The sequence below is a fragment of the Caulobacter sp. CCG-8 genome (genome assembly GCF_037402475.1).
GTDB lineage: Bacteria > Pseudomonadota > Alphaproteobacteria > Caulobacterales > Caulobacteraceae > Caulobacter.
Map to the genome: position 1 here is coordinate 74,421 of NZ_JBBEUD010000017.1, position 15,108 is coordinate 89,528.

The 15,108-nt window shown below is 69.2% G+C and carries 10 protein-coding genes; 7 read left to right on the plus strand and 3 right to left on the minus strand.

All coding sequences use genetic code 11. From position 1 onward, the window contains the following. Positions 1-208: 208 nt before the first annotated feature. The 5 genes from WAE60_RS16925 to WAE60_RS16945 all read left to right on the plus strand — a co-directional run bounded on the left by WAE60_RS16925 (position 209) and on the right by WAE60_RS16945 (position 8,497). Positions 209-2,917: a TonB-dependent receptor gene (locus WAE60_RS16925; protein ID WP_337687620.1), complete on the plus strand. Its 2,709-nt coding sequence runs from the start codon at positions 209-211 to the stop codon at positions 2,915-2,917. A gap of 127 nt (positions 2,918-3,044) precedes the next feature. Next, positions 3,045-4,652 (plus strand): AMP-binding protein, encoded by a 1,608-nt coding sequence (locus WAE60_RS16930; protein ID WP_337687621.1) that lies wholly within the window; start codon positions 3,045-3,047, stop codon positions 4,650-4,652. Beyond that, positions 4,633-5,499 carry a 3-hydroxyacyl-CoA dehydrogenase family protein gene (locus WAE60_RS16935; protein ID WP_337687622.1) on the plus strand — a complete coding sequence of 289 codons (867 nt, stop codon included), beginning with the start codon at positions 4,633-4,635 and terminating at the stop codon, positions 5,497-5,499. The genes WAE60_RS16930 and WAE60_RS16935 overlap by 20 nt, the downstream gene beginning before the upstream one ends. A 2-nt stretch (positions 5,500-5,501) precedes the next feature. Further along, positions 5,502-6,845: an MFS transporter gene (locus WAE60_RS16940; RefSeq protein WP_337687623.1), complete on the plus strand. Its 1,344-nt coding sequence runs from the start codon at positions 5,502-5,504 to the stop codon at positions 6,843-6,845. Next, on the plus strand, positions 6,845-8,497 hold the full coding sequence (locus WAE60_RS16945; RefSeq protein ID WP_337687624.1) for a carboxylesterase family protein: 1,653 nt from the start codon (positions 6,845-6,847) through the stop codon (positions 8,495-8,497). Before WAE60_RS16940 ends, WAE60_RS16945 begins: the two co-directional genes overlap by 1 nt. Positions 8,498-8,549: 52 nt before the next feature. Here WAE60_RS16945 and WAE60_RS16950 read toward each other — a convergent pair whose 3' ends face one another. The 3 genes from WAE60_RS16950 to WAE60_RS16960 all read right to left on the minus strand — a co-directional run bounded on the left by WAE60_RS16950 (position 8,550) and on the right by WAE60_RS16960 (position 12,220). Next, the gene (locus WAE60_RS16950; protein ID WP_029913012.1) at positions 8,550-9,194 is read right to left on the minus strand and encodes a TetR/AcrR family transcriptional regulator; all 645 of its coding nucleotides are present in this window, start codon (positions 9,192-9,194) and stop codon (positions 8,550-8,552) included. Positions 9,195-9,352: 158 nt separating this feature from the next. Further along, positions 9,353-11,653, minus strand: coding sequence for a TonB-dependent receptor (locus WAE60_RS16955; protein ID WP_337687625.1), 2,301 nt, complete (start codon positions 11,651-11,653; stop codon positions 9,353-9,355). Positions 11,654-11,905: 252 nt separating this feature from the next. Beyond that, a complete protein-coding gene (locus WAE60_RS16960) occupies positions 11,906-12,220 on the minus strand; it encodes a hypothetical protein (protein WP_029913008.1) in 315 nt (104 codons plus the stop codon). 110 nt (positions 12,221-12,330) lie between these two features. On the opposite strand from WAE60_RS16960, the gene WAE60_RS16965 reads away from it, so the two are divergent. Continuing rightward, positions 12,331-14,475: a family 20 glycosylhydrolase gene (locus WAE60_RS16965; protein ID WP_337687626.1), complete on the plus strand. Its 2,145-nt coding sequence runs from the start codon at positions 12,331-12,333 to the stop codon at positions 14,473-14,475. After that, positions 14,476-15,108: a TetR/AcrR family transcriptional regulator gene (locus WAE60_RS16970; protein WP_337687627.1), complete on the plus strand. Its 633-nt coding sequence runs from the start codon at positions 14,476-14,478 to the stop codon at positions 15,106-15,108. It abuts the gene before it with no gap.

A 15,108-nucleotide genomic window follows, 5' to 3' on the forward strand; every position in this document is an offset into this window, starting at 1 on the left:
GAGAGCCTGACCTGCCGGTCCATACCCGGCATAGCGCCGCCGAGGCGCGCCGCATCGCCGGCCTTGCGACAGGCGCCCGATCACGGCGCCGGTAAACTCAAGAAACACTGAAGCCGTCGTCGACTACTCGGCCAAACCTTCCGCGAACGAGGAAGGCGGCCCGAAAGCTCCTCGACGGTCAAAGCAATAAAAAATCGGGAGGGAACACTTGCCTATCACCTTGAACAACAGATCGCGCCTGGCGCTGTCCGGCGCGTCCTTGCTGGCCCTGGCGCTGTTGGCCGCGGGGCCGACCTGGGCCCAGACCTCGGATGCAACCGCATCTTCGCAAGCGTCCAAGACCCAGCCGGAAAGCGATCGCGCGGCTCAGGACGCTCCGGAGCAGGTTTCCGAGATCGTGGTCACGGGATCGAGCATCCGCGGCGTCCCGCCGACGGGTTCGAACCTGATCAGCGTCTCGCGCGAGGACATCCGGACCATCGGCGCGAACACCACGCCGGACCTGCTGGCCACCGTGCCGCAGCTGAACAGCTTCAACACCGCGCCCCGAGCCGCGAACGGCGGGGCCGGCGCCTTCGCCCCCGGCCTGCGCAGCCTGCCGGCCAGCGCGACGCTGCCGCTCATGAACGGCCACCGCCTGGTGGCCGGGGGCACCAACCAGACCAATCCCGACTTCCCGTTCCTTCCCGAGCTCGCGATCGAACGCGTCGAGATCGTCGCGGACGGCGCGTCGGCGATCTACGGCTCGGACGCGGTCGCGGGCGTGGTCAACTTCATCACCCGCCAACGCTATTCGGGCGTCGACACGTCCATTCGCTACGGGACGGCCGACGACTACCACACGTTCAGCGCCAGCGGTCTGGTCGGCCGCACCTGGGATCGCGGCTCCGTCGTGGCCGCCTACCAGTACGCGGAGAACGGCGACATCCTGGGGGCCGACCGCGACTACCGCATCGTCGACCTGCGCCCCTATGGCGGCGTCGATACGCGCACCACGGTCTGTCCGTCGCCCAACGTGCTGGTCAACACCACGGCCTACGCCGTCAGCTACGCGGCGCCCGCCCTGGCCCCGAACACCACCAACGCCTGCGACAACGGCGCGGTGACCGCCCTGGTCCCCAAGTCGCGCCTGCACAGCGCCTATCTCACGGCCCGCCAGGAGGTGAGCGACCGGGTCACCCTGTGGGGCGAGCTGCTCTATTCGGACCGCAAGGACACGGTCCAGGCGCCGCCGCCCGCCGGGGCCGGCGCGTCGGGCGGGGTGATCCTCTACAACCTGCCCGGCTTCGCGAACCCCTTCTTCAAGACGCCGCCGGGCACCGGCGCCACGACGGAATTCGTCCAGTTCCGGACCGACAACCTCTACGGCGCCGACCATATCGACAACATCTTCCGGGTGCGGGCGGGCAACTCGTCGGCGGGCTTCGACGCCAAGCTTCCTCGCGATCTGAAGCTGACCGTGTACGGCACCTACGACTGGGCCACGAACGACACCTATCTGCCCGCGATCAATCCGGCGGCGCTCGATGCGGCGGCGCTGGGGACCACGACCGCCACGGCGCTCGATCCGTTCGGCGCCGGCACCTCTCCCGAGGTCGCCGCCAAGATCACCGACTACGCCGGCGACCTGGTCATCCACCAGCGCACCTATCTGGGCGCGGCCAAGATCGACGGCCCGCTAACCGACCTGCCCGGCGGCCAACTGAAGATCGCGGTCGGCGCGGAATATCGGCGTGAGACCTTCCAGCAGCGGGGCATCTACGGCGGGTCCCAGGTGCCTGAGGACCTGACCCGCAACATCGGCTCGATCTACGGCGAACTGTTCGTGCCCATCGTCGGCGACGACAACCAAGCGCCCCTGGTCCACAGCCTCGCGGTGTCGCTCTCGGGTCGCTACGACCACTACAGCGACTTCGGATCGACGACGAACCCGAAGATCGGGGTCAACTGGGATCCGGTGAGCGGCCTGACATTGCGCGGCACCTACGGCCGCTCGTTCCGGGCGCCGGGCCTGCGCGACGTCGGCGCCACCGTCGGCGCCTACTACTACAACGCCGCCGCCATCGCCGGCAGCACGTTCCGCGACCCCACCCGGGGCGCCGCCCAGGTCGACACGATCTTCCTGCTGGGCGGCAACCGCAACCTCCAGCCGGAAGAGGCCCGGACCTATTCGATCGGCGCCGACCTGCACCCGGACTTCCTGCCCAACTTCCATGGCAGCGTGACGTTCTACGACATCCGCTACACCAACGTGATCGGCACGCCCGGCGGCGCCATCGCCTTCACCGACCCCACCTTCGCCTCGGTGATCTTCCGCAATCCCACCGCGACGCAGTTGAACAGCCTTCTGGGGATCGCGGTGCCGGTCAACTTCGTGCCGGGAGCCTTGCCGCCGATCGGAAACCTGCTCGACTTCCGGCAGGGCAATTTCGGCGTCCGCAAGACCAACGGCCTGGATTTCGACTTCGGCTATCGCCAGCCGACCAGCTTCGGCGCGCTCTATGCGGGCCTGGCCGGCAACTACATCTTCAAGTTCGAAACCCAGCTGTCGCCGACGGCGCCGGTCTCCGACAGCCTCAAGCTCGGCGTGCCGAAGGCGACGCTGAGGGGAACGCTCGGCGCCCAGGTCGGCCAGTTCAACGCCGTGGCCTTCGTCAACTATCGCGGCGGGGTGACGGGCCTCTACGCCACGCCCACCGGCACCGCCGAGTACAGCGCCGAGGCCTATACGACCGTCGACCTGCGGTTCTCGATGAAGCTGCCCTACGGCGGCCTGGCCAAGGGGACCGAGCTGGGCCTGCAGGTGAACGACCTGTTCGACCAGGACCCGCCCTTCTTCCCGCAGGCCGAAGGCATCGGCGGCGCCTACAACCCGATCGGCCGCTACGTGGCGCTGAACCTGCGGAAGAGCTTCTGATCGAACCGGCGCCGCCTCGAACGGTCGCCAAAGCCCCGCGGGAGCCAGCGAGCGATCGCCGCTCCCGCGGCACGGCGCGCCCGACAGCGCCCGCCCCTACCCCTGACCTCGGTAAGTACCCAAGATAATGCAACAGTACCCGCTCACCCTGGACAAGTTCATCGACCACGCCGCGAAGTGGCACGGGGCCCGCACGGTCGCGACCGCCTCGCGCGGCGCGGTCCAGCGGCGCGCCGGCTATGCGGAGCTGCGAGCGCGCAGCAACCGCCTGTCGGGCGCCTTGATCGGACTTGGCCTCGGGGTCGGCGATCGCGTGGGCACACTGGCCTGGAACACCCAGCATCATCTCGAGCTCTACTACGCGACGATGAACGCCGGCCTGGTCTGCCACACGCTGAACCCCCGGCTGACCCCGGCGCACCTATCGGCCATGATCAACGAGGCCGCCGACCGGGTGCTGGCGATCGCCGCGAACCTTACGCCGATGCTGCCGGACCTGCTGCTGCTGTGCCCGACCATCGAACGGGTGATCGTACTGGACGAAGCCGTCGATCCGTCGATCGCCGACCGTTGCCTGGTTCCCGTCGAAGACCTCGACGCGCTGATCGAGGCGCACGGGGAAACGGTCCAGTGGGGGCAGTTCGACGAGACCAGCGCCGCGGGACTCTGCTTCACGTCGGGAACGACCGGCAAGCCCAAGGGCGTGGTGTTCACCCATCGCTCCAACTACCTCCACACGCTGATGTCGATCCAGCCGGACGCCTATTGCCTGTCCGCCAAGGACACGATCCTCGTCGCCATTCCGATGTTCCACGCCAACGCCTGGGGCCTCCCCTTCTCCGCGCCGGCGGTCGGCGCCGGCCTTGTGCTGCCGGGACGGGAGCTGGACGGCGCCAGCCTGGCCTCGCTGATCAGGACCGAGAACGTCACCATCGCCTGCGGCGTGCAGACGGTGTGGATCGGCCTGCTCGACCATCTCGACGCCACCGGCGGGGACGTGCCCAGCCTGGAGCGGGTGGTCATCGGCGGCTCCAAATGCCCCGACGCCCTGCTTCGGCGCATGGAGGAGCGCCTGGGCGTGCGGGTCCAGACCAGCTGGGGCATGACCGAGATGTCGCCGCTCGGGACGGTGGACTCGATCCAGTTCCCTCCGGCGAGCGAACGCTCGTCCGGGCGGCCGCCGATGGGCGTCGACCTCAAGCTGACCGACGCCGACGGCGTCACGCTGGATCAGCAGCGCGGCGTGGTCGGCCACCTGAAGGTCAAGGGCCCCTCGGTGATCGACCGCTATTTCAAGGCCGCCGAGAGCGCGCTCGATGCGGAGGGTTATTTCGACACGGGCGACCTGGCCATGATCGACGACGGCGGGGCCCTGACGATCTGCGGACGTTCGAAGGACCTGATCAAGTCCGGCGGCGAATGGATCAACCCCACGGAGATCGAGGCGATCATCGGCCGCGATCCCCGCGTCGGACAGGTGGCCGTGATCGGCAAGCCGCATCCCAAATGGGGCGAGCGTCCGGTGCTGGTGGTGGAGCTGCGGCAGGGCGAGGCCGACGACGCACACGGGTTCGTCGACGCCTTGCGGGGCAAGGTGGCCGACTGGTGGCTTCCCGACGAGATCGTCCAGCTGCCGGCGATGCCGCTGGCCGCGACCGGCAAGATCGACAAGGTCCGGCTGCGCGCCGACTACGAGACGGGGGAGCTTGACCGCTATGTCACCGCCCGCCCCTGACTTGAAGACCGGTGTCGTCGGCGCCGGATTGATGGGCGCGGAGATCGCACTGGTCTTCGCGCTGGCCGGCCTGGACGTGCTGCTCCATGACCGCGACGCGGCGGCGCTGGAGAAGGCGTTGGCCCGGTTGGCGGCGCTGCTGGACCGGGGCGTATCGCGGGGCCTCTACACGGAAGGCCAACGCGCCATGGCGCTCGACCGCATCCGGCCAGCGCCGGACCTCGCCGGCTTCGGCGACCGCGACCTGGTGACCGAGGCGGTGTTTGAAGCGCTCGAGGTCAAAAGCGAGGTCCTGGCGGCGCTCGACAAGGCGTGTCCGCCGGCCTGCGTGATCGCGTCGAACACCTCGACCCTGCCCATCTCCACCCTGAGCGCTGCGCTGTCGCCGGAGCGCCGGCCGCGCTTCCTCGGCACGCACTACTTCTCGCCGGTGTCTCGGATGCAGCTGGTCGAGGTCGTGCCGGCCTTCGAGACGAGCCCGGAGACCGTCGCCTGGACCACCGCGCTTCTCGAAGGCGTCGGCAAAAAGCCCATCGCGGTGAAGGACGTCCCCGGCTTCGCGGTCAATCGAATGCTGCACGCGATGCTGATCGAGGCGGTGAAGCTGGTCGAGGAAGGCGTCGCCACGCCGGAGGACCTGGACACCGCATGCCGGCTGGGCCTGGGCCACCCGATCGGACCGTTCGCCCTGATGGACAACGTCACCTCCGGCCTGTGCCTGCAGGTCCAGGAGATCCTGCAGGAGTCCTACGGGGAGCGCTTCCGACCGCCCGCCCTGCTGAAACAGCGCGTCGCCGCCGGCTATTCCGGCGGCCGGGGCAAGCCAGGCTGGCTGGAGAAGGCGTGACCATGAAGATTTCTGGAGAGGCGAAACTCGATATGACGCCGGCGCCCGAAACGCCCCCGAGGCCAGCCGTCCCCGTCCCCAGCGGCGCGCGGATCACGCTGGCGATGCTCTGCTTCGTCTATGTGCTCAACTTCCTGGACCGCCAGCTCATCTCGATCCTGGCCAAGCCGATCCAGGACGGCCTGAAGATCAGCGACGGCCAGCTGGGCCTGCTCACCGGCTTCTATTTCGCGCTCTTCTATTGCTTCATCGCCATCCCGATCGGCTGGCTGGCCGACCGCACCAGCCGCGTCAGGGTCCTGGCCATCGCCTGCGCGCTGTGGAGCGGCGCGACCGCCGCGTGCGGCATGGTCGGCAACTACGGGCAGCTCGTCGTCGCGCGCATGATGGTCGGCGTCGGCGAAGCGGGCGGCGTGCCGCCGTCCTACGCCATCATCTCGGACTCCTTCCCGCGCGAGCGGCGGACCACGGCCATGGCCATCTTCAATCTCGGCCCGCCGATCGGTTCGGCGCTGGGCGTCGCCTTCGGCGCCTCGCTGGCCTCCGCCTTCAGCTGGCGCATCCCCTTTTACGTGATCGGCATGGTCGGCGTGGTCGCCGCGGTGGCCGTCCATCTGATCGTCCGTGAGCCGAGGCGCGGACAGATGGACGCTCCGGGACGCTCGACGCCCCCGGACGCGGCGGGCGCCGGGTTGTTCCCGACCATCGCGCAGTTCTTCGGCAACCCGCTGCTGCTGATGGCGTCCCTGGCCAGCGGCGCCGGCAACTTCATCACCTACGGCCTGCTCAACTTCACGACGCTGTTCCTGATGCGCGAGAAGGGCATGCAGCTGGCCGACGTCGCGATCTGGTACGCGCTGGTCGTCGGGATCGGCATGAGCGCCGGCATCTACGCCTCGGGGCGGATCGTCGATCGGTTCGCCGCGCGCGGCAAAGCCGCCTATGCGACGGTTCCGGCGATCTCGCTGCTGCTCGCCCTGCCCTTCTTCCTGGCCTTCGCCTGGGCGCCGACCTGGCAGCTGTCCCTGCTGTTCCTGCTGGTCCCCATGTTCCTCAACTCTTTCTTCCTGTCGGCCACCGTCACCTTCGTCCAAGGCGAGGTCCCCGCTGAACGCCGCGTGATCTCCGGCGCCCTGCTACTGCTGGTTATGAACTTCATCGGCCTGGGGCTGGGCCCGACCTATGTCGGCATGGCCAGCGACCACTTCCGCCCCGTCTACGGCGACCACGCCCTGCGGGCCGCCTACTACGCCCTCGCGCCGATGTACCTGATCGCGGCCGCGCTGTTCCTGATCCTCGCGCGCCTGATCCGCCGCAACCAACGCCTCCAAAAAGGAACCCTCTGATGACGAGTTTTCCGCGCCTGATGGCCGCCGCCCTCGCCGCATGCGTCTTGGTCACGGGAGCCGGCTGCGCGTCCGCGGCCGACCAGGCGCCGGTCGTGAACGCACCGGCCGGTTCCGTGGAAGGCCTGCGCGAGGGGGACGCCACGGTGTTCCGCGCGATCCCCTACGCCCTTCCGCCGGTCGGCGAGCGCCGCTGGAAGCCCCCGGCCGCGATGCCCCGGTGGCAGGGCGTGCGCGCCGCCCAGACGATGGGCGTGGCGTGCATGCAGCCGCCGATGGCGGCGGGTCCCTACGACCGCGGCAAGGTGCCGATGGCGGAGGACTGCCTGACCCTCGACGTGACCGCGCCCGCCGACGCGCGCAACGCCCCGGTGATGGTCTGGATTCATGGCGGCACCCTGATCTGGGGATCGGGTCATTCGAAGATGTACGACGGCCGGGAATTCGCCAAGCGCGGGGTCGTGCTGGTCTCGATCAACTACCGCCTGGGCGTGCTCGGCTATCTGGCCCATCCGGCGCTCAGCAAGGAGTCGCCCGACGACACCTCGGGAAACTACGGGCTGCTCGACCAGATCCAGGCGCTGCAATGGGTGCGCGACAACATCGCGTCCTTCGGCGGCGACCCGCGCAACGTGACGATCTTCGGGGAATCCGCCGGGGCGCTCAGCGTCGAATATCTGCTGGCCTCGCCCAAGGCGCGCGGGACCTTCGACAAGGCGATCGTGGAGAGCGGCTACCTCTTCACCATGCCCGAGCTGCGCGCCAAGCGGGGCGAGGAAGCTTCGGCCGAGGACATCGGCGCCTGGCTGGCGGGCAAGCTGCAGGCGCCCGATCTCGCGACGCTGCGGGCGATGGACGCGCGCAAGCTGGTCGAGGCGTCGGCCGCGACCGGCTATGCGCCCTACGGGACGATCGACGGCAAGGTCCTGAAGCGCCAGCTGGTCGACACCTTCGATCATGGCGAGCAGGCGCCCGTGCCGCTGATCGCGGGGTTCAACAGCGGTGAGATCCGCACCCTTCGCTTCCTGGCGCCGCCGGTCCCGGCCAGCCCTGCGGTCTATGTCGAAGGCGTCAAGGCGCGCTACGGCGACCTGGCGGACGATTATCTCCGCCTCTATCCGGCGACCGCCAATCTCGAACAGAACGGACTGGACAGCACGCGCGACGCGGTCTTCGGTTGGACCTCCGAGCGCCTGGTGCGCAAGCAGACCGCCGTGGGTCAGCCCGCGTTCCTCTATTATTTCAGCCACAGCTACCCCAGCGCCGACGCGGCCGGCGTGACGGGTTTCCACGCCAGCGAAGTGCCCTTCGTCTTCGGCACGATCGCCAACACGCCGCCGGCCTGGCCGGCGATCCCGGAGACGGACGCGGAGCGGCGGATCTCCAGCCAGATGTTGGACTATTGGACCAGCTTTGCGCGCAGCGGAAAGCCGTCGTCCGAACACGGCCCGGCCTGGGACGCCTTCGGCTCCGCCGGCGCCTACATGCACTTCGCCGAGAGCTCGCAAGCGGCGACAGGCTTCATGCCGGGCATGTACGCGCTCCATGAGCAGGTGATGTGCCGACGCCGGGCCGAGGGAAGCCAGTCATGGAACTGGCGCACGGGCAGCACCGCGCCGGTGCTGCCGGCGCGGACGAGCGATTGCCACTAGCGGGCATCGGCGGCGGCGCAGAACTCGGACACGCCACTGCGCCGCCGCACCCCTATTCCGTACCGCGCGGCCGCTCGGCGTAGACCTCGAGCATGCGCCGGAGCAACGTCACCGACTTCTCGACCTCCTCGGGGTCGGGAACCAGCACCTGGGCGATCGACAGGCCGCGCACGGCCCAGACCACCAGGCGCATTGCGGTCTTGGACGCGCCGCCGGTGTCGCCGAACCACCGCCCCAGCAGCGCCAGGGCGTTCTGCTCGATCTCGGCCTGCAACGGCGCCAGGCGTTCGGTCAGGTCGGGATCGCTGCGCGAGCCTTGCAGGATTTCCAGCACGGCGACGCCGGACGGACGGCTGAGGACCTCCCAGACGATCTGCGGGAAGGCGTACATCCGTTCCTTGGGATTGGGGATCGCCGTCAGGCGCGCGTCATAGATAGCGACCTCGTCGTCGAACACCGACTGGACGACGAACATCATCAGGTCCACGCGGGTCGGGAAATGATGCAGCATCGCGCCGCGGCTGAGCCCGGCCTCCTGCGCCACCAGCAAAGTGGTCGTCGCCGCATAGCCTTTGGTGTGCAGGCAGCGGATCGTTGTTTCCAACAGGATGCGGCGCGTCTCGCCGCTGCGCTCGGCCTGAGTTCGGCGACGGGGGCGAGGATCGACCGGAGCGAGGGTCTGCGAACCTTGAGTCATGGCGGAAAGATCAGGGCAACCGCCCTCGCGGTCCAGCCTCTTCGTGAACTGGCGGTCAGCGCGCACGCTTGGCCGGCCCCGGCGTCGCGGCGTCGTCCCGTCGAGAAAGGGGTGGGCGAGCGTCCCAAGGGAGATCGGTGCGCTCGCCCATTCGAGCCTTAGAAACTCAGGCTCAACTTGGCGCCGACCGTGCGGAACGCATCGGGGCTGACGATCTTCTCGTAGCCGCCGGCGTTGATCAGGGTCAGCGACGGATACGGCGCGAAGAAGCGCTTATCCAGCAGGTTGCGGGCGTAGAGCCCCAGCCGCCAGCGGCCGTCGTCGCGGCCGATGCCGAGGGCGGCGTTCAGCATGCCGTAGGCGCCGACCACCGACTTGGGATCGGCGGTGATGCTGTTGCTGTCGTCGCGCCACGCCCAGTTGACGCTGGCGTCGAACTTCAGCTCGGCGGTCACCGGCCGCTCGTAGGCGGCGTTGATCGTGTAGCTCCACTTGGGCGCGTTGGTCAGGCGTTGGCCGGCGTAGTTGGCGACGTAGGTCCCGGTCGAGCCCGGCAGCAGGTAGCACCCCTGCCCCGTGACGGCGGACGTCGGCTGGCCGGTGTAGCAGGCGCCCGTATAGTCCTTGAACTTGGCGTCGCTGTAGCTGGCGCTGCCGCCGACGGTCAGGCCGGGGGCCAGGCGGATCGAGGTCTCGACCTCGACACCCTGCGCCCGCATCAGCCCGGCGTTGGTCAGGCCCAGCCGCGGCGTCGCCGAGGTCAGGTCCAGGGCCTGGGCCTGGAAGTCGGTGTAGTCCGCCCGGTAGATCGACGCGTTCAGCGTCATGCGGCCTTCCCAAAGGGTGGACTTCACGCCCGCTTCGTAGCTGTCGACCGTCTCGGGTTTCACCGGCTTGATCTGGCCGTTCAGGGAGTCGATCGCCGGGCCTTTGTAGCCGGTGGCGTAGGTGGCGTAGACCATCAGGTCGCGGTTGGGCTGGTACTGCGCGCCCACCCGGCCGGACCAGTTGTCGGCCGACACCTCGCCCGAATAGGGCAGCAGGGTTCCGTAGGTGAAGTAGCCGGGCACCGGGCTGACCTTCAGGTCGCCCGAGACCTTGTCGTCGGTGTAGCGCAGGCCGCCGATCAGCTTGAAGACGTCGCTGATCGCATAGGTCGCCTGGCCGTAGGCGGCGTAGCTGCGGGTCTCGTTGCTCTGGTCGCGCCGGCCGTAGAGCACCGCCGGGGGATAGAGCGCGCTGCCGGTCGAGAACTTGAGGAAGTCGCCCTTCTGGGTCGTCCAGCCATCGACCTGGGTGTCGAGGTAGTAGAGGCCGGCCACGTATTCCAGCTTCTCGCCCGAGGGCGAGGTGATGCGGAATTCCTGGGTGAACTGGTCGCTGTCCAGGCCGCCGTCGCTGAAGTTGAAGATGTCGATCGGCGCGTGGTCGATGTCCGTCAGCTGGGTCATCTGCGACTTGCGATAGGCCGTGATCGAGGTCAGCGTGAAGCCGCCGATCCGGTAGTCGGCCTGGCCCGAGACGCCCTGGACCTTGGTGTTGGCCTTCCAGTCGCCGTCCTGGAAGCTGATGTAGGTGTTGGGACCCGGCTTCTCGGGGAACGCCGCGAACAGGTTGTTGTAGCGCGGGTTGATCCCCAGCGTGTGGATGATGGCCGCGTCACGGGCGAAGGCCTTCTGGTAGTCGGCCGCCACCACGATGGTCAGGTCGTCGACCGGCTCCCACAGCAGCTTGGCGCGGACGCCCTTGTTCTCGCGGTCGCCGACGTGGCCGCTGGTGCGCACCGCATAGGGGATGGCGCCGTCCTGGGCGTTGTAGAAGCCCGACACCCGCACCGCCGCCGTCTTGCCCAGCGGCAGGTTCACGACGCCGCGCGCGATCTGCTCGTCGCGCTCGCCGTACGACAGGTCCAGCTGCCCCGAGGTCTGCTCCAGGCGCGGGTTCTTGGTGACGATCTGGATGACGCCGGCCGAGGCGTTCTTGCCGAACAGCGTGCCTTGCGGTCCACGCAGCACTTCCACGCGCTCGATGTCGGCGAAGCCGGCCGCGCCCGGGTCGCGGGGCAGCCCGATGATCACCCCATCCACCACCAGGCCGACGGTCTGCTCGACGCCGCTGTCATAGGTCTGGGTGCCGACGCCGCGGATCTGGTAGCCGCCGCCGTTGGCGACCGGATTGGTCGACGAGAACGTGACGTTCGGGGCCAGGTACTGGATGTCGGAGACCTCGCGGAAGTTCGATGCTTCCAAGGTCTTCCCCGACACGGCGGTCACCGCCACGGGCACGTCCTGCAGGCGCTGCTCGCGCTTGGTGGCCGTGACGATGATCGCGTCGAGGCTGGTGACCGACGACGAGGACGGCGCCGCCTCCTGAGCCGTTGCGGTCGTGGCGCCGAGGACGCCCGCCAGCATGGCGGATCCCAGCAAGGCGGCCCGGTAGGTCCTAGCGGTGTTTCGCATTCCCAATCCCCTCATTTGGTTTCGTGGGGCGCTCTTTGCCGTTCGCGACGCCCTCACTTACAGTCAATTATGATTGTTTATGGCTTGCAAGCCAATTCACGATCACATCTGACTGTTTATCGAATTGATGTGTCTTTTTCGCCGCTTACGACGCGCTCTTGCGGCCCGAACGCAGGCGTGCGGCCTCGGCGACGCCCCGAAGACGTCGGCCGGACCGCGCCGGAAAGACCGCGATGTCGGCGCGCGAGCGCCCTAGGGTTTGGCGGCCAAGGCCTTGAGGTCGGCGTCCACCTTGGCCACCTGGTCCTCGCTGATCCTGTCCGAGGCGTAGGGCTGCAGCTGGCGCAGGCTCATGGCCTTGAACTGGTCGAAGGCCGGATGCGACGCCAGGTTGGGCAAGGTCTTGGCCAGGACGGCCTTGGCCGCCGGATCGGCGACGACGACTTCCAGCGGCGTGTCGGCCGAGAAGGCGGCGGCTGGCGCCGCGACGGGCGCGGGGGCCGGCGCGCTCTGGGCCAGGGCCGGCGAGGCCGCCATCAGGGTCAGGGCCAGGGCCGTCACACGCATTCCGTTCTCCCACGCTTGGGTCCGAGGACCTTTCTGTTGCACGAACGATAGTGGCGCAATTAACATGCAGTCAAGATCGCTTGTAAGTTAGATCAAGGATGGGAGCCTTCATGCGTCAGCGCGCCTTCGCCCTGCTGGGATCGACCTGCTTGGGGGCCATGCTGGCGATGGGCGCCCTGCCCGCCGCCGCCCAGCCGGCCCTGATGCCCCTGCCCGCCGCCGCGACCTGGAACGCGGGCGAGCTGGCGCTGGACGGGGCCTTCGCGATCGACTCCGCCGGCTGCCGCGATCCCCGTGCGGGCCGCGCCGCCGAACGCTTCCAGCACGATGCGGCCAACCTGACCGGCATGGCGCTGGCTCAGCGCCCGGGGCCGAAGCTGAGCATCGCCTGCCGCCCCGATCCCACCGCCGAATCCTACCGCCTCGAGGTGACCGCCGACGGCGTGACCCTCGAGGCCGACGGACCGCTGGGCGTGCTGCGGGGCCTGGCCACCCTGCGCCAGCTGATCGCGGTCAATCCGCCCGGCGCCGCCCTGCCCTTCGTGACGATCGACGACGCCCCGCGCTTCGTCTGGCGCGGCGTGCTGATCGACACCGCCCGCCACTTCATGACGCTCGAAACCGTCAAGCGGCAGATCGACGCCATGGAGCGGGTCAAGCTGAACGTCCTGCACTTCCACCTGTCCGACGACCAGGGCTTCCGGGTCGAGAGCAGGCGCTATCCCAGGCTCCAAGCGTCGGGCGACGGCCAGCACTACACCCAGGCGCAGATCCGCGAGCTGGTGGCCTATGCGGCCGACCGGGGCGTGCGCATCGTCCCGGAGTTCGACGTGCCGGGCCATACCCGCGCGATCGCCCAGGTCTATCCCGACCTGGCCCTGGCCCCGCTGAAGCCGGCCAACGCCTTCGCCGCCCAGGACCGCGCGCTCGATCCCACCAGGGAAGAGACCTACCGCTTCCTCGACGGCCTGTTCGCCGAGATGGGCGCCCTGTTCCCCGACGCCTATTTCCACGCCGGCGGCGACGAGGTCAGCGACGCGGTCTGGCTGGACCATCCGCGGGTGCGGGCCTTCATGACGGCCAAGGGGCTGGGCTCCAAGGCCGCTCTGGAGGGCTATTTCCACACGCGCGTCGCCGCGATCCTGAGCAAGCACGGCAAGACCATGATCGGCTGGGAGGAGGTCGCCGCCACCGGAACCGCGCCGAAGGACGTGGTGATCCAGGCCTGGCAGACCTCGAACGCCACGGCCGATTCCGTCGCCAAGGGCCACCGGACGATCGTCTCGGCCGGCTACTATCTGGACCTGCTGAACCCGGCCGCGTTCCACTACGCCTTCGATCCGCTGGACACCGCCGCCGCCGGCCTCACCCCGGCCGAGGCGGAAAAGGGCCGCAAGCTCTCGCCGATCATGGCGGCCGTCCTGACGGACGCCCTGGTCGCCAAGCCGCTGCCGCCCTTGACGCCCGAGCAGGAAAATCTGGTGCTGGGCGGCGAGGCGCCGCTGTGGGCCGAGATCGTGACCGACGAGACGATCGACTCGCGCCTGTGGCCCCGCGCCGCCGTCCTGGCGGAGCGCTTCTGGTCGCCCCGCACGGTGCGCGACACCGACGACCTCTATCGCCGACTGCCCGTCGTCCAGGACCAACTGCGCGTCCAAGGGCTGCGCGACCAGGCCAACAGCGCCCGCATGGCCGCGCGCCTGGCGCCGGGCCAGTCGGAACCGGTCATGACGCTGCTGGACCTGGTCGGCCCGACCCGCAACATGGCCCACGACCACCGCATCCTGGCGGCGTTGCGCGGCCAGAAGATCGTGCAGGAGCTCAACGGCCTGGCCGACGCCGCGCCCGTCGACAGCCTGGTCGCCCATCGTTTCGAGGCCCGCGCCAAGGCGTTCGCCGCCGGGGACCTCAGCCAGGCCGCCGCCCTGCGCGCCGACCTCGTCGCCTGGCGAGCCAACGACGCCCGCTTCCAGGCCGTGGCCCGGGGCCGGCCGGCCCTGGAGCAGGCCCTGCCGATCTCGGCCGACATCGCCGCCTTGGCCGGGGCCGCCCTCGCGGCCATGGACGCCGTCGAGGCCGGAAAGCCCCTGGCCGAGGCCGACCGCGCCCAGGCCCACACCGTGCTGGCTCGCGTCGAGGCCTTCGACGCCGCCTCGGCCCGCCCGCTGTTCAGTTTCCTGGGCAAGCAGCCGCCCGCCGACCTGATCATCAAGATCGCCCCGGGCGTCCGCGCCCTGCTCGCGGCGGCGCCTTAGGTGGACGACCCCATTCCCAAACCTCGCCGCACCCAGGCGCAGCGCAGCGACGGCACGCGCATGCGCCTGCTGGAGGCGGCGATCCACTGCCTGCATGAGAGCGGCTACGCGGCCACCACCACCTCGCTGGTCGCCGCGCGGGCCGGGGTCAGTCGGGGCGCGATGCTGCATCAGTTCCCCACCAAGGTGGACCTGATGCTGTTCGTGGTGCGCGCCGTCTATGACCGGGAAGTCGAGGAGTATGTCGCGCGCCTCGGTCACATCCGCGACCTGCGCCAGAAGCTGCAAAGCCTTGTCGAGGTCGCCTGGGACGTCCTGAGCCACCCCTCGGGCGTCGCGGTGCTGGAGGTGTTCCAGGGCTCCCGCAGCGATCCCGAACTGGCCGAACGGCTGCTGCCGATGCAGAACATGATCGAAGCCGAGTCCTTTGCCTGGGCCCGACGCTTCGACGACATCTATGGCGAACCGATCACCACGCCCCTGCTGCGCCTGACGGTCTGGACCGTGCGCGGCCTCTCCGTGGCCCGCACGCTGGACCCAAGGGCCGATCTGGACCGGGTGGTCGCCCTGTTGCGCGACATGGTGGCGGTCGCGCTGGATTCCGAGGCGAAGCGTCCGCTCCGCCTCGGTTGA